Genomic DNA, 19152 nt, shown 5'->3' with positions numbered 1-19152 from the left:
AATAAATTAAACACAAAATCATGAGTAAATTTGACGAAAAAGTTGCTTTGTACAAACAATTTATGGACGATAGAAACCTACGTTCTAATACTGAATTATTAGCTGCAGTAACAAAAGGTTTAGGACCTTCTATTTATAAAGCTGATGCTGAAACTGTTTCTGGATCTGATGCTAAAGAGTTAGAAACTGTTAAGAAAAACTTTTTAATGAAAAAGTTAGGTTTAGAAGATAGCCCAGAACTAGATGCAGGTATTGCTGAAGTAATGGAAAGAATTGGAAAATCTGAAAGAAAAAAATACAGAGCAGTAGTTTACTACATGTTAATGAAAAAGTTTGATAAAGAATCAGTTTACGGTTTCTAAACAAACTTAATATTAAATTATTATTAAAAATCCGACTCATTGAGTTGGATTTTTTACATTTACAACGTTTTTAAATCTAATTTTTACGAATGTCTCAATTTATTAGTGTTTTTGATATGCTCAAGATTGGTGTTGGTCCATCAAGTTCGCATACATTAGGTCCTTGGAGAGCTGCTCAAGAATGGGTTCAAAAAATTAGAGAGAATACTATTTTTGATGCAATGGATGCTGTTAAAGTTGATTTATATGGTTCTTTATCTTTAACAGGTAGAGGTCATGCTACAGATTTGGCAATTTTGTTGGGTTTGAGTGAAGCTGATCCAGAATATATACCCATAGAAGACATTTTTATTATTGTAGATAGAATAAATACACAAGAAGAAATTCATTTTAAAGGCGGAAAAAAAGTCCCATTTTTAAAGAATTCAATTGTTTTTAATCGCGATTTTTTACCATTTCATTCTAATGGAGTTACGTTTAGAGCTTTTTCTAAAGGACAAGAAATATCAACAGAAACCTATTATTCTATTGGAGGTGGTTTTATTGTGCAAGAGAATGATAGTTTAGAAGATGAAATTGAAATTAACAAACAAAACTTTCCTTATCCTATAAATAAAGCAAAACAATTAGAAGACTATTGTGAAAAAGAAGACTTGTTAATCTCTGAAATTGTTTTTAAAAATGAACTTGAAATTAATTCCGCAGAAAAAATTGATTTCGAATTGAATAGAATTTGGGAAACAATGTTAGAATGTATGTACATTGGTTGTCATACAGAAGGCATTCTTCCAGGAGGACTACATGTAAAAAGACGTGCTTACAATACGCATCAAAAATTAATAAAAGATGCAACCTATTCCAATCAAAAAGAATGGATTACTGCGATTAGAAGTACAGAAGTAAGGTTTCGTGAAATTTTAAAATGGGTAAGTTGCTTTGCATTGTCAGTTAATGAAGTGAATGCTTCTTTAGGTAGAGTAGTAACAGCACCTACCAATGGAAGTGCAGGTGTAATTCCTGCTGTTTTAATGTATTATTTGGTCATCGAAAATCACGAAGCCAATTTTAAACACATCAAACAATTTTTATTAACCGCTGGCGAAATTGGCAGTATTTTTAAGAAAAATGCTACAATTTCTGCAGCAATGGGTGGTTGTCAAGCAGAAATAGGAGTTTCTTCAGCAATGGCAGCAGGTGCATTAACAGAATTGTTAGGAGGCACTCCAGCACAATGTTTGGTGGCAGCAGAAATAGCTATGGAACATCATTTGGGTTTAACTTGTGATCCTATTGGAGGTTTGGTACAAGTGCCTTGTATTGAGCGCAATTCTATGGGAGCTATAAAAGCAATTAATGCAGCAGAAATGGCTTTAGATACAGACCCTAAAGATGTAAAAGTACCTTTAGATAAGGTAATTGACACGATGTGGGAAACTGCAAAAGATATGCACAAAAATTACAAAGAAACTTCTGAAGGTGGTTTAGCGATTCATGTTGGTTTGGCAGATTGTTAACGTGTAAAAACCAACTCATTCCCTTCAGACATTTCTTCAGAAAAACCATAACCTTCAACATCAAATCCCTTTAATTCTTCTAAAGTTTTTACGTTGTTATCAATAATATAACGTACCATAAAACCACGAGCCATTTTAGCATAAGTCATTATGGTTTTGTACTGTCCATTTTTAAAATCTTTAAAAACAGGAGTAATCATTGGCACTTTCAACACTTTTTTTGGTAAGGCTTTAAAATATTCTGAACTTGCTAAATTGATTAGTAATTCATCTTCTTCTAGTTCTTCATTTAAAGATTTTGCTAAATCTGTATCCCAAAATTTATACAAATTATCTCTTCTACCCACTTTTATGCGTGTTCCCATTTCTAATCTGTAAGGTTGAATTAAATCCAAAGGTTTTAACAATCCATACAATCCTGATAAAATTCGCAAACGTTCTTGTAATAATGGAATTTTTTCCTCTTCTAAAGAATTTACGTCAATACCTTGAAAAACAGCACCAGTAAACGCATAAATAGCTTGTTTAGCATTTTCTAGAGTAAATGGAGTTTCCCATTCTTGGTTTCTTTTATAATTCAATCTTGCTAAATCATCAGAAATCGACATTAAATCTGATAATTTCTTTTTCGAAATTGTTTTTAATTTTTTATTCAGTTTTTCAGATTGTGCTAAAAAACGAGGTTGTGTGTGCAAACTTGTAGGTACTTTACTTTCAAAATCTAACGATTTTGCTGGAGATATAATGATTTTCATATTTTTACAAGATGTAATTATTAAAACGTTTAGTTTTAACTGTAAAAATACGAATGATTATAAATTTTTTCAATGATTCTTATCACTTAAAATTGATAAACTTATTTATAAAATTTATAGAATTCTTTTAAATCAAAATTATTTTATACTTTCATCAAAACATAAAAATTAACAATATAATTTTTGAGTAAAGACACTGAACTTGTAAAAAAGTTACAAAATCCTGCACTAAAAGATTCCGCTTTTAGTGAGTTGCTTGACGTTTATCAAGAACGCTTGTATTGGCATATCAGAAAGATTGTACATACACATGAAAATGCTGATGATGTATTGCAAAATACGTTTATCAGAATTTATAAAAGTATTGCTAATTTTCAGGAAAAGAGTTCTTTACATACTTGGATGTATAGAATTGCCTACAATGAATCTATTCGTTTTTTAGAAAAAAATAATAAAAAAAGTTATAATAATATTGATGAAGTTTCAGAATCGAATTTAGAAGTTTTATTTGAAGACGAATATTTCGATGGTGATGAAATTCAAAAAAAACTGAATATAATAATTGATGGATTTAAGGAAAAGCAAAAACAAATCTTTCAAATGAAATATTTTGACGATTTAAGTTTCAGGCAAATTTCAGAAATTTTAAATGTATCAGAAAGCACATTAAAATCTACCTATTATACTTGTGTAAAAATTATAGAGAAAAAAATATTAATGTAAAACCAAACTATTCACAAAAAGCTGGGTCTAACTATTAAATTATGAAAAAATCAACAGAAAATAACAACAAAAAAAGCTTTCTAAAAGAAGGTTTTAAAAGTGATATTTCTAAACATCATAAAGATTATTTAGGAACAGGAATTCCTGAAGACTATTTTGCGAAATCGAAAATCTCAATTTTAGATAAAATAAAAGAAGAAGCAAGAGTAGAAGAGGAGCAACCTAAAAAACAATTGGTTTTTTATATGCGTCCTCAATTCAAATATATAGCAGCAGCCTCTTTGGTTTTCATATTAAGTTTAACAGTTTGGCTACAAAATTTCGATACTAAAGAGGATTTTAATAATTTGAAAATAGAATCTTTAGCCTTTGAAGATGATATTTTAATAGAATCATTATTAGTAGATGATAATGATTTGGATGCATTTACAGACACTACTTTGTTTAATGAAATTGTAGTAAAAGCAGAATTAAAAGAACAAAAATTAGATAATTTAATTTTAAATTCATTGATTGTAGAAGACTCATTATTAGATAATTATATTAATGAAGAGCTGATTGAAACAGTAATTTTATAAAAAAAATAATTTTTTTTTAAACTATTTAAAAAATTGGGGTTCTAAATAAACAGAAACAATTATTAATTAAAAAATACCAATTATGAAAACTTCAATTCAAAAAGAAAACATTTTAAAGTCGAGTATTCTGTTTTTTACAATTTCTGCATTTATTTTATCAGCATTATTATTTACATCTTGTTCAGATAATGAAGGTATAGAAGTAAACGACGATACAGTTTTAATAGAAAAAATTGAAAGTGCATCTAAAACTGAAGTAGATGCAACAAGCTTACCAGTAGCAACAGCATCAACCTTAAATGGTGATTTAGCAGATAGTTTTGTAGAAACAGTGCAATTAGCTAACGGATTAGGTTTTAAAGTATCTGTAGATACTTTTAATGAGTCTAGAGAAGAAGAAAAAAGTGATGTATTCTTTTCATTAGAAGGAAGACAATTAAACGATACTGATGAAAAAAGAAAAAGAAAAAGAAACAAATGTTTTGAATTTGTTTTCCCTATCGATTTTATAATGCCAGATGATTCTAGTATTACATTAAATAGTAAAGATGATTGGTCTTTAATTAAAGACTGGTATGAAGCAAACCCAGATGCAGATGAGCGTCCAGAATTAGTTTTTCCTGTTGATGTAACTTTGAAAGAAGATGGCTCAACACAAACTTTAATAGATATAGATGAGTTAAAAACTATAAAAAATTCTTGTAAGAGAAGTAAAGATAAAAGAAAGTGTTTTAAGTTAGTATTGCCAGTAACATTTACAATGCCAGATGCCTCTACAATTGAGGTGACAGAAAGAGCTGGTTTTAAATTATTGAGAGAATGGCATAAAGCAAATCCAGATGCAACTGAAAAAGGTGCTTTGAATTTTCCAGTTGATGTCGAATATAGAGATGGAACTACAGCTACTGTTAATGATGAAACAGAATATGAAGCAGCAAAAGATAGTTGTCGAGATTAATTTATAAATTTGTACTTTAGATTTTGCAGCATAAAAAACAACAAAAATGAACATCAAAAATATCATATTAACTTTCTCATTTATAAGTTTGATGCTATTGAATACAAAAGTTTTTGCTCAAGATTCTAATTACAGCCTTATAAAAAAAGAGTTGACTCAAAAGCAGAGAGATTTGTTACAGAAAGAACGAGAAGTGATTAAAGCAAATCGTGAAGCGTTTAAAAAATCACTAACAAAAGAACAGTTAACTATTTTAAGAGATAAAACCATATCAAAATCTGAAATTAGAAAACGTTTGGTTGCTACTTTTTCTAAAACTCAAAAAAGTATGGTGCAGAATCAACAAATTCGTTTACGAAAAACTAGAGAAAACTTTAGAAAAACCTTAACAGGAGAGCAACGAAAAATGTTGAAAGAACGCATAGATAAAATAAGAAACTCTAAAGATAGAGGAGAATTGAAAGATGGACCAAGAGTAAACAATAGTAAAGATAAAAAAGTGAGAAATAGAGGAAACTAACTATTGTTTATGGTACAACTTCATCAAAGAATTAAAACAATAATAAAAGTTTTTGGGTTGCTATTGGTTACAATAGCAACCTCTTTTTGTTCTTATGCACAAGATAATTCTACTGACAATTTAGAAGATATAGATGGGTTAATAGACGAACTTTTTTTTGATGATAAACAATTTATAGACGAACTGATAGAAGGTGGTTTTTCTTATAATTTTTTATATACGTCAGTTGCTTATAGTAGTAATACTTTTTTCTCTGGTAGAGATTCTGGTATAAATCAATTTAACATTATCCCTCAAGTAAGTTACTATCATTCTTCAGGTTTTAATGCTAGTATTTCAGGAATTTATTATCAAGAATTTGCACCTGCTTGGGATTTTACTAGTGTTTCTTTAGGGTATTTTAATACGTTTGGTAAAAATAATTCCTTTGTATATAATCTTGGTTATACCAAATTTTTCTATTCAGATGAATTTGATGATTTTACAAATTCAATAGACCTTAATTTAGGAGTGAGAAACAAAAAAAGAACACTTGGCACAACATTAGCTTTCTCATATTTGTTTGGTAGTGATGAGTCATATCAAATTGTATCTAACAGTTTTGCAAGTATCAACTTAAAAAGAACATCTAATTTAGCCTTAAGATTAAGACCAAATATAAGTTTTGTAATTGCAGATCAAAATATAACATTTGTTAGACCAGTTAGAACTCCAACTGGTCCACAATTGAGAGTTTTTACCCAAGATGTTTTTGATTTGTTAAATACACAACTTTCTATTCCTATTTCACTTTCTACTAATTCTTGGGATTTTGAACTAGGTTATAACTTGAATTTACCAAAGGCTTTACCCAATGAAACCGATTTAAGTACTACAGGGTTCTTTAACTTTTCTGTTGGCTATATGTTCGATTTAAATAAAAAATAATCAATTTCTTTTTTATCCAATCCTTTTATCGTAATATTGCAATAAATAGATTAAATAGTGGGATTAACCAAATCAGAAATATTTACCAAAGAACAAAACCAGATTGCTTTAATAGCAAAAGTTTTGGGACATCCTGCAAGGATAGCAATATTAGATTACCTCATAAGATTAAAATCTTGTGTTTGTGGAGATTTAGTAAAACAAATTGGATTGGCACAGCCCACAATTTCACAACACTTAAAAGAGCTTAAAAAAGTTGGTATTATAAAAGGAACGATAGAAGGTACAAGTGTTTGCTATTGTATAAACCAAGAAAATTGGGATACTATTAAATCTATGTTAAACAAATTTTTGAATAAAAATACAACAGATAATTGTTGTTAATTAGAATATTATGAAACTATCAGAAATAAAAAATCACCTACAAAATTTAGAAACCATTGCATTTCAATTACCCAATGGAAAATTAGTTCCTGCTCATTTTCATGTTACAGAAGTTGGTAAAGTAACCAAAGATTTTATTGATTGTGGAGGTAAAGTAAGAAACGAAACTGTGATTAATTTTCAATTATGGAAAGAAAGAGACTACAATCATAGACTACATCCTGAAAAATTATTAAAAATTATAGAGATTTCTGAAAAGATGTTTCAATTTGATGATTTAGAAATAGAAGTAGAATATCAAGGAGAAGAAACTATTGGAAAATACAATTTAGATTTTGATGGCACTAATTTTATATTAACTCCAAAAGTTACTGCTTGTTTGGCTTTGGAAGAATGTGGAATTCCAAAACCGATTATAAAAGTTGCTCAAGCTGTAAATTCTTGTTGTGATCCAAAATCTGGCTGTTGTTAAATAGAGTTCGATATTTTTTTTAAATTAGGAGAAATTTATCAATAATGAAAACAACCGAAAAACACAATGAACGAATTGCTAATATGAAATTCTTTTCAGTTTGGCCACATTACGTGAATAAAATAGAGAAAAAAGGAAGGACTCTTGAAGAATTGTATCAAGTTATAGAATGGCTAACAGGATTTACTGAAAAAGATATTCAGCAAATTATTGATGAAAAAATAACCTTTAAAGAGTTTTTTGATAGAGCTACTTTACACCCAAATGCACATTTAATAAAAGGTGTTATTTGTGGTTATAGAATAGAAGAGATAGATAATGAGTTAACAAAAAAAGCACGTTATTTAGATAAAGTAATAGATGAATTGGCGAGAGGAAGAAAAGTGGAAAAGATTTTGAGAAAATAGTTTACACAAAAAATCAGAAACTTAAGAATGAGCATTATAAAAAATAAAAAATCTAAACATGTAGATAAAAATAGGAAGAAAAATTGTGAATTTTCAAATTATATGGTCAGTATTGCTTTCATTTTTATTGTGTATTTCTCCATTTATATCTCGTAAACTGTTTCCTAATTATCCAATTATTTTAGTCGTTCTGTTTTTAGCTTATGTTATTAATGTTGGTGTTGTTTGTAGTATTACTATAAAATTACAGGGCAAAAAATTTTAATTTTCTAAATATTCCACTTCGTTTTATTTAATGCTATAATTTTATAATTGTCGTAAAATTGACGTTACAAAAAAACTAATTTGTATGTAGTTTTCTTTTTTATTTGTAAAAATTAAATACTTATAAATGAAGAAAAAAATAGGTTACATTTTACTGATTCTTTTTGGATTATTACTTATTGGAGCTTCTGTTGGAATCTGGAAATTTAACAATGCGCTATTCAAAGAAAAGCCAAACTATTTAAAATATACTTTTGAAGATAAACCAATTCATTTTAACTGGGCAGCAAATTCTACTGGCTCTGGAGATTATGCAGAGCCACAAGCAGCAATGACAATTCCTTTAAAAATTGAAGGCATAAAACATCAGTTTTATATGCAGTTTGATACTGGAGCACCCAATTCATATATTTATGAAAATGATTTGAAATCTTTACGTAAAATAGGATTAGATATTAAAGAAGTTGTAAATGGTAAAGTACGTTGTGTTAAAAACTTAAATTTCATTTTAGGTGTAAATCATATCGAGGCTACAATGATTCCAATTTTAAAAAACTATGGACATAATTTTGATAAAAATGATACTCTCAAAAGAATAGGAATTGGAACAATTGGAAGCGATTTTTTAGAGAATAAAATTACCTCAATCGATTTTAAAAATCAGAAAATTCAACTTTTTGATAAAAAGCCTAATTGGATGAAATCTTTACCTGATTTTAAAAAATTTGATTTTACTGGCAGAAAAATTATGCTACCAGTTAAAGTCGATCATAAAGATTATGAGTTTTTATATGATTCTGGTTGTAGCGCATTTGGATTAATTACGATAAAAAGTAGATTTGAAAAGTATTCTAATGCAAAAACTGAAGAAATAAAATACGATGCTAAAAGTTGGGATGATAAAATACCAATACGAAGTAAATACACAGATCATTTATTTACAGTTGGTAGTGCAACTTTAACATTAAAAAGAGTTAGTTATGTAGATATGTATACTATAACTCAGCCATTAGTAACACCATTTACAAGAATTGGAGGTTGGTTAGGGAATCAACCTTTTAATGAAAGTATGTTGATTTTGGATACTAAAAAAGAGGAATTTGTAGTAATTACAGAAGATTAAAAAGAGTTAAAAACAATTCTGGACTACACATTGTGTTTGTTCTGGATTGTTACAATAGACCAAATAAATACTATTTTTGAGATAATGCCTGTATTTATGAATTAAATATTCACAATTAATATAAATGAGATGAATGAGAATATTATATTGAACAAAAATCCAAGAATAGAATTACAACTTTTTAATGACGGATTTAAGTTAATAGATGAGCAAACAAAACAAAATTCTGGATTTTATGCTTATAATAATATACAATCAACTGATTTAAATAAACTCTGGTTTCCTAAACTTGCAAAATTTTTAATAGTTCTTACTTGGATATGTAATGGAGTCCCATTTTTTCCAGATGCTGAATCTGGAAAAAAATCAAATATCAGTATTCATTTTAAAAAGAATAAATTGGGTATACATCTTATTGATAATTATATGATTCGTAAAGCAAAAATGCTGAAAGAATTATTAGATACAAAAATGGAATACAATAATTTGTAAAACATCAATATTTATTATAAACTTATTTTTTATCAACTAAAAAAAATGAAATTTCCAAATAATGATATTATTACACTTTTAGATGAAAGATTGGAGTTCAATCTTGCAGAAAGTACCAACAAGGATTTAATTCTCAAAGAAATTTGGGATGATAATTTTTCTAATGAACTAAAAAATCTAAAATTAGAATATGGAACATCTCAAGGAAATGAAAACTTACGACAAAAAATTGGAGAGAAATTACATGTAGATAAAAGCCAAATAGTAATCACAAATGGAGCTGTTTTTGGAATTTTCTTATCAATGTTATGTTTGTGTGAGAAAAATGATGAAATAATTACTGTACAGCCAAACTTTCCACCAACATTAGATTTAATTGAAAGTTTAGGTTTTAAAAAAGTAGTGATTAAGTTGTCTTTTGAAGAGGAATATCAAATAGATGTAAATAAGTTATTTGATTTAATTACAGAAAAAACAAGATTAATTATTTTGGTTTCACCTTTGAATCCAACAGGAACAATACATAGTAAAAGTGAAATATTAAAAATTTCAAATCGCTTAAATGAGCAATATCTAAATTGTAAATTGATGATTGATGAAACTTATCGAGAAGCAACTTATGGAAATAATACTATAATTCCTACTTATGCAGGTTTAAGAGATAATATTATCACTATATCGTCTTTATCAAAATGTCATGGAACACCTGGATTGAGAATTGGCTGGTTGCAATCCAATAATGAAAATTTTATTGAACAAGTTAAAATTGCTAAAATGGATACAGTAATTTCTAATTCCGTATTAGATGAATTTGTAGCATCAAAAGTTCTTGAAAAAGAAGATGAAATTTTTAAAAGCAGAAGAATTCATTCTATTAAAGGATTAGAAATCACTAAAAAATGGGTAGAACAAAACAATCAATTTATCAACTGGATTGAACCTAAAGCAGGTGCTCTTTGTTGCATCAAGTTAAATGAAGAACGTTTTACAAAGAGCAATATTGATGAGTTTTATTCGACTTCAAAAAAAGCTGAAATTCAAATTGCAGTTGGAGAATGGTTTGGAGCATCTAAACGTTATTTTCGATTGGGTTTTGGTTATATGGAAATCGAAAAGTTAGATTTAACCTTAAATAAATTAAGTAAAATATTAATAAGTACAGCATCAAAAAAGCAAAAAAATGAAATTTAGAAAAGCAACAAAAAATGATATTTCAGCAATTGTAGCAATGATTGCTGATGATGAACTTGGAAAAACCAGAGAAAATTTTCAAATTCCATTACCCACTGAATATCTAAAAGCTTTTGAGAATATTAATGCTGATAAGAACCAAGAATTAATCGTAGTTGAAAATGATGAATTTGAAGTAATAGGTACACTTCAATTATCATTTATTCAATACTTAACATATCTTGGTGGAATAAGAGCACAAATTGAAGCAGTAAGAATAAGAAAAGACCAAAGAAATATTGGACTAGGAAAAAAAATGATGAATTGGGCAATTAATAGAGCACAAGAAAGAGATGCACATTTATTACAACTCACTACTGATAAAAAAAGACCAGAAGCAATAAAATTTTATGAAAATTTGGGCTTTAAATCAACTCACGAAGGAATGAAGTTGCATTTCAAAAAATAATAATTGAAAGAGTAATAAAAAGACGGAAGACAAGTTGATCTAAAAAGACAAGAAATGAATTTGACTGTAAGAGAAATGCAATTAAATGATATAAAGAAAATAGTAGACTATTTTGTTTTTGCAGATACTAAATTTTTATTAGGAATGGGAGCAGATAAAAGTAAGCTACCAAATAGAGAAGATTGGATTAATAAACTCGAAATTGAATACCGAAAACCATACAAAGCAAAAGAATTTTATTATATAATTTGGTTGCTAGATAATAAAGCAGTTGGTCATTCAAATATCAACAATATTGAATATGGAAAATTGGCCACAATGCATTTACATCTTTGGAAAACTAATACAAGAAAAAAAGGACTCGGATTAAATTTTTTAAGAAAAACGATTCCTTATTATTTCAAAAATTTTAAACTTCAAAAATTGATTTGCGAACCCTATTCTAAAAATATTGCTCCCAATAAAATAATGTTGAAATATGGGTTTGAATTTGTGAGAACTTATGAAACTAAACCCGGTTTTATAAACTTTTATCAAGAAGTAAATAGGTATGAACTGAATAAAGGAATAAAAAATGTAAACTAATTATGATTGATATGTCTAATTTTTCAATTGGAAAATCTGGTAAAAACTTAAAAGCAATATTGATAGTATCCGTTTTTATAATATTAACAATGAGAACCAATTCTCAATCAACAACCTTTAATTTTAAGTTAATCGATATTCCATCTCCCTCATTAAAAGATGCGCTTATTGATCCCCATAATACATACAAAGTTGGAATTAGTCTTCCACCATCTTATGAAAAAAGTAACAAAAAATATCCTGTAGTATATAATTTAAGTGGTTATACAGTTTATCCTGGTCAATATCCAGCTACAGAAGCTTTAAATGATTCTTACAAAAAAGGGTTATTGAAAGAAATGATTGTAGTGGATATTAGTGGATACAATGTTTTTTTAGGAACTATGTATACAAATTCAAAAGTAACAGGAAAATGGGAAGATTTTGTAACAAAGGATGTAATTCAATTCATTGATAAAAATTTCAGAAGCATTCCTAAAAGAGAAGCTAGAGGAATAATGGGACATTCTATGGGGGCTGCAGGTGCTGCTAACATTAGTATGAAACATTCAGATAAATATACTTTAGTTTATTTAATGAGTCCAGCAATTGGATCAAATGCTGAAACATACATGTCTCAAATGTTTTCTAATAATTCTACTTTAAACCAACTAGAGTTTTTATCAGATAAATTATTGAATGTAAAAGACAAGAATTTCCAAAGTGAAATTATGAGAATTCTGGATACTTTTAAAAATAAGCATACTCTTTTGTGGACTTTAGCTTATGGAATGGCATTTTCTCCAAATCTCACAAAACCGCTTAAAATGAAGTTACCCTATATAAGAAATAAAAAAGGAAAATATGTTGTAAATCAAGAAGTATATGATGAATGGATTAATGGTTTTGCAGAATTTGATTTAAAAATTAAACAAAATAAAGAAGCATTAAAAGCATATAAACTCATTGCAATTAATTGTGGCAATAAAGACAGTCGTTCTATTGTAAATGGGACAAAGCGTTTTACAGAATTATTATTCTCAAACAATATTCCCTATTCAATGGATTGGTATGATGGTGATCATTCAAATAGAGTTGGTGAAAAATTAGTTAACACCGTTTTTCCTATAATTTCAGTCAATTTAGAAACGCAAGAATAATTTTACTTTTAACTAGCTTATAAATTCCATAATAGAGGATATTTAATATAAATCAATCATAAATTTAAACAAGTTTTAACCAGCAAAAAGATTGTGCAAACATTAGCAATTTTATATCAAGCAAAACTTCCACCAATCCAAAATGGAATTCAAAAACCTATGAAACCAGGTGGATATTCTGATAGCGGAGCAGATATTGCTTTTGAGTTAGAAAAAAAAGGCATCTCAATTGTTACGCCAATCAGTAATCCGAATATCAAAACAGATTTAGATTGGGTATTTCCAGATACAAAAAAAGGAATTCAAAACGCATTAAATAAAGGAGCTAACACGTTTTGGTTAAATACGGTTTTATACAAAAAACACGAAGTAGAAAACTTCTTTGATCGTGATTTAAAATTTGTCGGACAAATACCAAGTCAAGTAGGTATTTACGATGATAAATATGCTACGAACGAATTTTTGAGAAAAAATGATATTCCTATTCCTAAAACAAAATTGATTTCAGTCGAAAATTTAACTGATTATATATTAGATATAGACTATCCATTAGTAGTTAAGCCAATAAGAGGAAGAGGTAGTCAAGGTGTTTTATTAGTTGAAAATAAAAAAGAATTGGACGACAAACTTAAAACAGTATTTGCGAATAAAATATATGGAAATAAAGTATATGTTGAAGAGTTTTTAAGTGGTCAAGAAATAGCGGTTACTGTAATGCCATCTGGTAATTATCTAATAGATAATCAAGAGAGGGTTTATAAAAAGCCTTGGTGTCTTCCTGCTGTAAAGAGGTTTAACCATAAAAATGGAATTGCGCCTTATAATGGAATTATAGCTGTAATGAAAAATAGTTTGGTACTTGAAAATGACGAATTAAACACAAAAAAAATAATTGAAGTGTATAGAAATTGTGAAAAGGCTGGCGAATTATTAAAAATTAAAGTACCAATTCGTATAGATTGTCGTGCAAACGACAATGGAAATTACTTTTTATTTGATTTGAATATGAAACCGAATATGACTGGACCTTCAAGACCACATAGACAGAATCAAGATAGCCTTTCTTTATTGGCTTCGAAAAAAATAGGTTGGGACTATATTGATTTATTAAAAAATATAGTTAAACAAGCTTGGAAAGCTAATTATTAACAAAATAGCATAGCCTTTATACTTATGAAAATATCCGAAATGAAGAAATCAAAAGAAAATAGTGAACATTATTATTGGAGAAATAATTGTAGTGGTTGGCATTTGGTTAAATCAGAAAATTTAAGTGTTATTGAAGAACTAATGCCCGCTTATACTTCTGAACAAAAACATTATCATAATTTCTCTGAACAATATTTTTATATATTGAATGGAACAGCAACTTTTGAAATAGAAAATAAAATATTACAAGTTAATAAAGGGGAAGGATTGCATATTTATCCTCAAGTTATTCATCAAATTAAAAATGAAACAGCTACAAATTTAGAGTTTCTCGTCATTTCACAACCTACAACAAACGGAGATAGAGAAAATCAGCCTTTTGAAAAGAAGCAACTAAATCTAAATGGCAAAAAATTCAAATCTGTTTCCAGTTCAGATAATGGAGAAGTAAGTGCAACCACTGTGTTTCATTATCGACAAAAAGGAACTGTAATTTGGGCAACTTATGAAGGTGGAGAAATTCTATTTGGAACACTTTCTGGTAGTATTGAAAAAGACAATCTAGTTTTTACATACCAACATCAGAATAATAATGGCGATTTTAAGACAGGAAAATGTAAAACTATTGTTGAAATGAAAGATGGAAAGTTGATTTTAAATGAAGAATGGGAATGGACTTGTGATGATTATTCTAAAGGAGAATCTGTTCTTGAAGAAATAAAACATTACTAAAAACTGAATGACAGCAATAATTTTTGATATTGATGGAACATTAACAGATACCATTAAAGTTGATGATAAATGTTTTATAAAAGCTTTTAAAAATGTATTTGGTATTGATATTTCAAATCAAAATTGGTCAGAATTTATTAATGTAACAGATTGGGGAATAACAGAGGAATTAATTTTAAAGCATAAAAACAGAATTCCAACAGTTATCGAATATCAAAAAATGATTTCTGAATTTGTAACGCTTTTACAATATGAATTGAATACAAATAAAAATCAGTTTAAAGAAATAAAAGGTGCTTTAAACTTTATTGAGTATTTAAAATCCAAATCCAAATCCAATTTAGAAATTGGAATTGCAACTGGAGGTTGGGAAAAATCTGCAGTTCTAAAGTTGAAATCTATTGGGATAAACGCATTAGACTTTGCTTTTTCAAATAGCAATCATTTTAAAACAAGAGAAGATATTGTGTCAGACGTTATTCACAAATTAAATCAAAAACATAAACATAAAATTAACAAAGTCATTTATTTTGGAGATGGAATTTGGGATTATAAAACCTGTAAAAAATTAGGAATTGAATTTATTGGAATAGATAATTCGAAAAATAATAAACTAAACAATATTGGTGCAAAAACGATTTATAAAAACTTTTCAGATTATCGATTAATTTATAAAAACCTCAAAATGAAAGAAAACACTATTTTTAGAATTTAAAATACCGTTTTATAAATGATGAGCATCATAAAAAACATAAGAGAAAAATCTGGTTTTACACAAGCAGCATTAGCGAAAAAAACGGGTTTATCTTTAAGAACAATTCAACGTTTAGAAGCAACCAATAAAGAACCAAAAGGGCATTCTTTAAAAGTGCTTTCTGAAGCTTTTAATATGAAGCCTGTGTTTTTACAAAATCAATTTATTAGTAATCAGTCTACAAAAGAGTCAGAAATAACCACTATTAAATTTATCAATTTATCAATTCTAACTTTTTTAGGAATTCCTTTTGGAAATATTATTTTTCCAATAATTCTTTGGAGAAAACACCATAAATCTGAATTTGTAAATGAAATAGGAAAGCGTGTTGTAAATTTTCAAATTATCTGGTCAATAATACTCTGTTTTTCGCTTTGTGTTTCACCTTTTATTTCAAGAAAATTTTTCCCAAATTCAGCTATAATTTTATATGTTTTATTTGCGATGTATGCATTTAATGTGGTGGTTGTTTTTTATACAGCTAGAAAATTAAAAAGAAATAATTTCGATTTTTTAAACACTCCACTTCAGCTAGTTTAGCTTTAAAAAAGGGAATTGACGTAAAATTGGCGTTATAAAAAACCTGATTATAAAGTATTTTTCACTTTCATTTGTAATTTACAAATTAGAAACAGATGGAGAAAATAAAAGGCTATTATAGAATAACAAATAGGAAAACTTTAGTAGCAGTATTTCTTTTTTTTAATACTTGTTTTTTAGTTTTAGGACAGCATATTACTAGTCAAATAAAAAATGCTATTACCAAACTTCCTATTGAATATGTAAATATTGGTATTCCTGGTAAAGATATAGGTACAGTATCAGATTCTTTAGGTTTTTTTAAAATAATACTCAAAAATTTTTTAGATATTGATACTTTAAAAATTTCTGCAATTGGCTATAAAACTAGAAATTATAGTATTATAGAATTAAAAAACAATGAATTTCCAAAAATTGTTTTTTTAGAAGAAGAAATTGTTCAATTAAAAGAAATCATAATTAGTAATAAAAAACGAGAACCCTTTCAGTTGGGTTTAAAAAAGAAGTATTGTTATCCAATACCTTTTTATAAAAAAGTAAGTGGGCAAGTGCCTTTTCCTCAAAAGAATCTATTTCATGAAATTGGTACCCGATTCAAAAACAAAAAAGTTATAAAATTAGATAGTATTCAAATAAATTTTGCAAAAGTTAATCTTGATAATTTAGAATTTAGATTGAACATTTATGCAATCAAAAATGAAAAAATAACCAACATTCTTACACAACCAATTTATGTTTATTTATCAAAAGAAGAGGCTCTAAATTTTCCTGTCATCAATTTAAAAAAATACAATATTGATTTAGATTCTGATTTTTCAATCGCCATAGAAAATCATAAAAAACTGCAAAATGGAGCTTTAACGTTTTTAGCAAATGCAAAATCTAGAGGTAAAAACTATCCAACGTTTTATAGAGATAATAGCCAAGGAAATTGGACTGAACTAAAATCTAAAAAGAAAAAACCGGTTGCTATAAGTTTACTTGCATTTGTACATTAACTACTTTAATAGAGAATATACAATCAAAATTTATGAAGAATATGAAAAAAATACTATTAGGTTTTTTATTAATTCCTTTCACAATGAGCTTATTAGCAATAGTTAAATATAACATCCAACTAAATAATTTTATTGATGATGTAAAATATGAAACTCAAGAAAATAAAAATATAGATCAACAAAACAAAACAGAAGTTTATATTTTAGGAACGCTACATTTTGAAACAGAAAAATTGAAAAGGCATCATTTTTACAATAGAATTGATAGTATTTCTCCAGATATTATTTTATATGAAGGTATAGAAAGTACTGTAAAAAGAATGGTAAAAAGAACAGATTTTATTGCTCAATTGATGAATGCTTTTAAGAAAGAAAAAAAAATAGAAAGCGCAGTAGTTTTAAAATATCTCGATAAGAATCTAGATTGTAAAGTATTACCTTATGAATGGGAAATTAGAGATAAATATCATCGCAAATATAAATTAAGGAAAAATTCAAAAAATATGATTAATGGTGTACTTAAATTGTATAGTAACAAATTACTAAATGAGGAGGAAACTGCAGTAATAGATAGTTTTTTAGTAATCAATAAATCACTAGTTACAATAGATAATAATCCAACTATAAACAAGATTAATAATTTAAAAACGGATAGTATTTTAAGAAAAAGACAAAACTATATTTACAATAAGATACCAAAAATTGCAAGAAACAGAAAAGAATTAAAAAAGTATTTCGATTTTATTCCGTTTCATGAAAGTTATTGGGATACAAGAAATAAAGCTATGGCTCAAAATATTTTAAATCATATAAAATTAAACCCAAACAAAAAGATAATTGTTTTAAATGGATTTTATCATCGTTATTATTTAATTGATGAATTAAAAAAATACGAATTGTACTACAGTTTTAGATTGATGTTTTAACTATTTTTAATATAATTCATTATTTTAAGTTAGCGAATTTTGTACTTCATTTTTTTAATAGTTAATTTAGCAATTAAAACAGAAATATGGAATGGATTTATAAAATAGATGACCCATTATTAGAAACTATCTTTGCTAGTTTTTTAATTTTTTTAATAATAATTATATATACTAGGATAATTGGGTTAAGATCTTTTGCAAAATTTACGGCTTATGATTTTGCTTTTACAATTGCTATAGGAAGTATTATTTCATCTATACTTACATCATCTACTACACTCGTACATGGAGCAATAGCAATTGCTAGTCTGTTAGGTTTAACATTTTTATTCTCCTTTCTTCAGAAAAAATCTTCGGCTATAAGTTCTTTATTATCAAATAAACCACTATTGCTTATGGATAAGGATCAAATTTTATATGACAATTTAAAAAAAGGGAGAATAGAAAAATCGCAACTAATTGCAAAGTTAAGAGAAGCTAATGTGTTAAATTTTAAGCAAGTAGAAGCTGTAGTTTTAGAGTCTACAGGAGATATTTCTGTATTACATACTTCTGATAAAAATATAAAACTTGACAAAGAGCTTCTAGAAGAAGTAAGAAAATGAAATCTTATTTAAAATATCTTTTTTAAGACTTGTCAATTTTTGTTGTTAATAAATATAATTTCTCACACAATTTCTTCTTTAGAGTTTTCAGAATATTTTCTCTACTTTTCTAAAAAATTTTGCAACTTCATTAAAAAAGAAGAGTCATTAACATATCAACTATATTTTTCTATTTATTTTAGAAAAATTCTAATAAGGTATTTAGAAAAATAATTTTTTTTGAATGTGAATGGATTTGAAAAATAATAAAAACCTTAATAAATATTACCAAACTTCATTTTTAGATGGACTAGAAATACTGTATGCAAAATCATGTACTACTGATTTTCCTCCCCATTCTCACTCAACTTACAATATTTCATTAATCTTAAAAAACACTTTTAAAACAAGGTTGGAGGATAAGATATTACAAGCTCCTGTTGGAACAATCTGTATTACAAATGCGGATGAAGTGCATGCAACTCCTTGCGATTCAATTGTTGGAAACTCTTTTTTTACATTTTATATTTCATCAGATTTAATGATAAAATTAAATAACAACCAAGATTTATTTTTTAATGAAAAAGTTATTTATAATCAAGATGTTTTTAAAGAATTGTATTTTTT

Annotated in this window: 25 protein-coding genes; 24 read left to right on the top strand and 1 reads right to left on the bottom strand. The window is 27.2% G+C overall.

What is annotated here, in order from left to right; translation table 11 throughout:
* Positions 1-20 precede the first annotated feature (20 nt).
* Together BTO18_RS05225 and BTO18_RS05220 are read left to right on the top strand one after the other, a co-directional pair.
* A complete protein-coding gene (locus BTO18_RS05225) occupies positions 21-362 on the top strand; it encodes a DUF2853 family protein (RefSeq protein ID WP_105015214.1) in 342 nt (113 codons plus the stop codon).
* Between the two features lie 89 nt (positions 363-451).
* Positions 452-1876 (top strand): L-serine ammonia-lyase, encoded by a 1425-nt coding sequence (locus BTO18_RS05220; protein ID WP_105015213.1) that lies wholly within the window; start codon positions 452-454, stop codon positions 1874-1876.
* Here BTO18_RS05220 and yaaA read toward each other — a convergent pair.
* The gene (gene yaaA, locus BTO18_RS05215) at positions 1873-2631 is read right to left on the bottom strand and encodes a peroxide stress protein YaaA (RefSeq protein ID WP_105015212.1); all 759 of its coding nucleotides are present in this window, start codon (positions 2629-2631) and stop codon (positions 1873-1875) included. The genes BTO18_RS05220 and yaaA overlap by 4 nt on opposite strands.
* Before the next feature lie 183 nt (positions 2632-2814).
* Here yaaA and BTO18_RS05210 point away from each other — a divergent pair, with 183 nt between their 5' ends.
* The 22 genes from BTO18_RS05210 to BTO18_RS05105 form a co-directional block, all read left to right on the top strand.
* The gene (locus tag BTO18_RS05210) at positions 2815-3354 is read left to right on the top strand and encodes an RNA polymerase sigma factor (RefSeq protein ID WP_105015211.1); all 540 of its coding nucleotides are present in this window, start codon (positions 2815-2817) and stop codon (positions 3352-3354) included.
* 41 nt (positions 3355-3395) lie between these two features.
* Positions 3396-3932 carry a hypothetical protein gene (locus tag BTO18_RS05205; protein ID WP_105015210.1) on the top strand — a complete coding sequence of 179 codons (537 nt, stop codon included), beginning with the start codon at positions 3396-3398 and terminating at the stop codon, positions 3930-3932.
* 82 nt (positions 3933-4014) lie between these two features.
* The gene (locus BTO18_RS05200) at positions 4015-4890 is read left to right on the top strand and encodes a hypothetical protein (RefSeq protein WP_105015209.1); all 876 of its coding nucleotides are present in this window, start codon (positions 4015-4017) and stop codon (positions 4888-4890) included.
* A 46-nt stretch (positions 4891-4936) separates the two neighbouring features.
* Entirely contained in the window at positions 4937-5410 is a 474-nt protein-coding gene (locus BTO18_RS05195; RefSeq protein WP_105015208.1) for a hypothetical protein, read from the top strand.
* A 9-nt stretch (positions 5411-5419) separates the two neighbouring features.
* A complete protein-coding gene (locus BTO18_RS05190) occupies positions 5420-6337 on the top strand; it encodes a hypothetical protein (protein WP_105015207.1) in 918 nt (305 codons plus the stop codon).
* 57 nt (positions 6338-6394) lie between these two features.
* Positions 6395-6721: an ArsR/SmtB family transcription factor gene (locus tag BTO18_RS05185; RefSeq protein WP_105015206.1), complete on the top strand. Its 327-nt coding sequence runs from the start codon at positions 6395-6397 to the stop codon at positions 6719-6721.
* Between the two features lie 10 nt (positions 6722-6731).
* On the top strand, positions 6732-7193 hold the full coding sequence (locus BTO18_RS05180) for a DUF6428 family protein (protein ID WP_105015205.1): 462 nt from the start codon (positions 6732-6734) through the stop codon (positions 7191-7193).
* A 44-nt stretch (positions 7194-7237) separates the two neighbouring features.
* Positions 7238-7600, top strand: a complete 363-nt coding sequence (locus BTO18_RS05175) for a DUF2200 domain-containing protein (protein WP_105015204.1) — start codon at positions 7238-7240, stop codon at positions 7598-7600.
* 391 nt (positions 7601-7991) lie between these two features.
* Complete coding sequence (locus BTO18_RS05170; protein WP_105015203.1) at positions 7992-8987, top strand: hypothetical protein; 996 nt, start codon at positions 7992-7994, stop codon at positions 8985-8987.
* Between the two features lie 129 nt (positions 8988-9116).
* Positions 9117-9479 (top strand): hypothetical protein, encoded by a 363-nt coding sequence (locus tag BTO18_RS05165; RefSeq protein WP_105015202.1) that lies wholly within the window; start codon positions 9117-9119, stop codon positions 9477-9479.
* Between the two features lie 45 nt (positions 9480-9524).
* Positions 9525-10670: a pyridoxal phosphate-dependent aminotransferase gene (locus BTO18_RS05160; protein WP_105015201.1), complete on the top strand. Its 1146-nt coding sequence runs from the start codon at positions 9525-9527 to the stop codon at positions 10668-10670.
* Positions 10660-11118 (top strand): GNAT family N-acetyltransferase, encoded by a 459-nt coding sequence (locus tag BTO18_RS05155; RefSeq protein WP_105015200.1) that lies wholly within the window; start codon positions 10660-10662, stop codon positions 11116-11118. Before BTO18_RS05160 ends, BTO18_RS05155 begins: the two co-directional genes overlap by 11 nt.
* A 54-nt stretch (positions 11119-11172) precedes the next feature.
* Positions 11173-11703 carry a GNAT family N-acetyltransferase gene (locus BTO18_RS05150; protein WP_105015199.1) on the top strand — a complete coding sequence of 177 codons (531 nt, stop codon included), beginning with the start codon at positions 11173-11175 and terminating at the stop codon, positions 11701-11703.
* Positions 11704-11714: 11 nt separating this feature from the next.
* Positions 11715-12842 (top strand): alpha/beta hydrolase, encoded by a 1128-nt coding sequence (locus BTO18_RS05145; RefSeq protein ID WP_170063230.1) that lies wholly within the window; start codon positions 11715-11717, stop codon positions 12840-12842.
* 93 nt (positions 12843-12935) lie between these two features.
* Positions 12936-13991 carry an ATP-grasp domain-containing protein gene (locus tag BTO18_RS05140; protein ID WP_226789009.1) on the top strand — a complete coding sequence of 352 codons (1056 nt, stop codon included), beginning with the start codon at positions 12936-12938 and terminating at the stop codon, positions 13989-13991.
* Between the two features lie 39 nt (positions 13992-14030).
* The gene (locus BTO18_RS17810) at positions 14031-14723 is read left to right on the top strand and encodes a cupin domain-containing protein (protein ID WP_211295573.1); all 693 of its coding nucleotides are present in this window, start codon (positions 14031-14033) and stop codon (positions 14721-14723) included.
* Between the two features lie 7 nt (positions 14724-14730).
* A complete protein-coding gene (locus BTO18_RS05130; protein ID WP_105015197.1) occupies positions 14731-15438 on the top strand; it encodes an HAD family hydrolase in 708 nt (235 codons plus the stop codon).
* 18 nt (positions 15439-15456) lie between these two features.
* The gene (locus tag BTO18_RS05125; RefSeq protein WP_211295572.1) at positions 15457-16017 is read left to right on the top strand and encodes a helix-turn-helix domain-containing protein; all 561 of its coding nucleotides are present in this window, start codon (positions 15457-15459) and stop codon (positions 16015-16017) included.
* A 95-nt stretch (positions 16018-16112) separates the two neighbouring features.
* Positions 16113-17015, top strand: coding sequence for a carboxypeptidase-like regulatory domain-containing protein (locus BTO18_RS05120; protein ID WP_105015195.1), 903 nt, complete (start codon positions 16113-16115; stop codon positions 17013-17015).
* Between the two features lie 41 nt (positions 17016-17056).
* Positions 17057-17941 (top strand): hypothetical protein, encoded by an 885-nt coding sequence (locus BTO18_RS05115; RefSeq protein WP_105015194.1) that lies wholly within the window; start codon positions 17057-17059, stop codon positions 17939-17941.
* Positions 17942-18027: 86 nt separating this feature from the next.
* The gene (locus tag BTO18_RS05110) at positions 18028-18546 is read left to right on the top strand and encodes a DUF421 domain-containing protein (protein WP_105015193.1); all 519 of its coding nucleotides are present in this window, start codon (positions 18028-18030) and stop codon (positions 18544-18546) included.
* A gap of 229 nt (positions 18547-18775) precedes the next feature.
* Positions 18776-19152 (top strand): AraC family ligand binding domain-containing protein (locus BTO18_RS05105; RefSeq protein WP_211295571.1); only part of this gene is annotated, 377 nt, incomplete at its 3' end.

Source organism: Polaribacter porphyrae, from assembly GCF_002954685.1.
Classification (GTDB): domain Bacteria; phylum Bacteroidota; class Bacteroidia; order Flavobacteriales; family Flavobacteriaceae; genus Polaribacter; species Polaribacter porphyrae.
The sequence above is the reverse complement of the archived record's forward strand: the minus strand, read 5'-3'. Positions and strand labels throughout refer to the sequence as shown.

Coding starts and splice junctions, on each gene's coding strand:
- BTO18_RS05160 (WP_105015201.1), top strand. CDS start 9,525: ATGAAATTTCCAAATAATGATATTATTACACTTTTAGATGAAAGATTG.
- BTO18_RS05165 (WP_105015202.1), top strand. CDS start 9,117: ATGAATGAGAATATTATATTGAACAAAAATCCAAGAATAGAATTACAA.
- BTO18_RS05115 (WP_105015194.1), top strand. CDS start 17,057: ATGAAAAAAATACTATTAGGTTTTTTATTAATTCCTTTCACAATGAGC.
- BTO18_RS05120 (WP_105015195.1), top strand. CDS start 16,113: ATGGAGAAAATAAAAGGCTATTATAGAATAACAAATAGGAAAACTTTA.
- BTO18_RS05155 (WP_105015200.1), top strand. CDS start 10,660: ATGAAATTTAGAAAAGCAACAAAAAATGATATTTCAGCAATTGTAGCA.
- BTO18_RS05145 (WP_170063230.1), top strand. CDS start 11,715: ATGTCTAATTTTTCAATTGGAAAATCTGGTAAAAACTTAAAAGCAATA.
- BTO18_RS05200 (WP_105015209.1), top strand. CDS start 4,015: ATGAAAACTTCAATTCAAAAAGAAAACATTTTAAAGTCGAGTATTCTG.
- BTO18_RS05130 (WP_105015197.1), top strand. CDS start 14,731: ATGACAGCAATAATTTTTGATATTGATGGAACATTAACAGATACCATT.
- BTO18_RS05170 (WP_105015203.1), top strand. CDS start 7,992: ATGAAGAAAAAAATAGGTTACATTTTACTGATTCTTTTTGGATTATTA.
- BTO18_RS05195 (WP_105015208.1), top strand. CDS start 4,937: ATGAACATCAAAAATATCATATTAACTTTCTCATTTATAAGTTTGATG.
- BTO18_RS05150 (WP_105015199.1), top strand. CDS start 11,173: ATGAATTTGACTGTAAGAGAAATGCAATTAAATGATATAAAGAAAATA.
- BTO18_RS05110 (WP_105015193.1), top strand. CDS start 18,028: ATGGAATGGATTTATAAAATAGATGACCCATTATTAGAAACTATCTTT.
- BTO18_RS05225 (WP_105015214.1), top strand. CDS start 21: ATGAGTAAATTTGACGAAAAAGTTGCTTTGTACAAACAATTTATGGAC.
- BTO18_RS05190 (WP_105015207.1), top strand. CDS start 5,420: ATGGTACAACTTCATCAAAGAATTAAAACAATAATAAAAGTTTTTGGG.
- BTO18_RS05220 (WP_105015213.1), top strand. CDS start 452: ATGTCTCAATTTATTAGTGTTTTTGATATGCTCAAGATTGGTGTTGGT.
- BTO18_RS17810 (WP_211295573.1), top strand. CDS start 14,031: ATGAAGAAATCAAAAGAAAATAGTGAACATTATTATTGGAGAAATAAT.
- BTO18_RS05180 (WP_105015205.1), top strand. CDS start 6,732: ATGAAACTATCAGAAATAAAAAATCACCTACAAAATTTAGAAACCATT.
- BTO18_RS05125 (WP_211295572.1), top strand. CDS start 15,457: ATGAGCATCATAAAAAACATAAGAGAAAAATCTGGTTTTACACAAGCA.
- BTO18_RS05205 (WP_105015210.1), top strand. CDS start 3,396: ATGAAAAAATCAACAGAAAATAACAACAAAAAAAGCTTTCTAAAAGAA.
- yaaA (WP_105015212.1), bottom strand. CDS start 2,631: ATGAAAATCATTATATCTCCAGCAAAATCGTTAGATTTTGAAAGTAAA.
- BTO18_RS05175 (WP_105015204.1), top strand. CDS start 7,238: ATGAAAACAACCGAAAAACACAATGAACGAATTGCTAATATGAAATTC.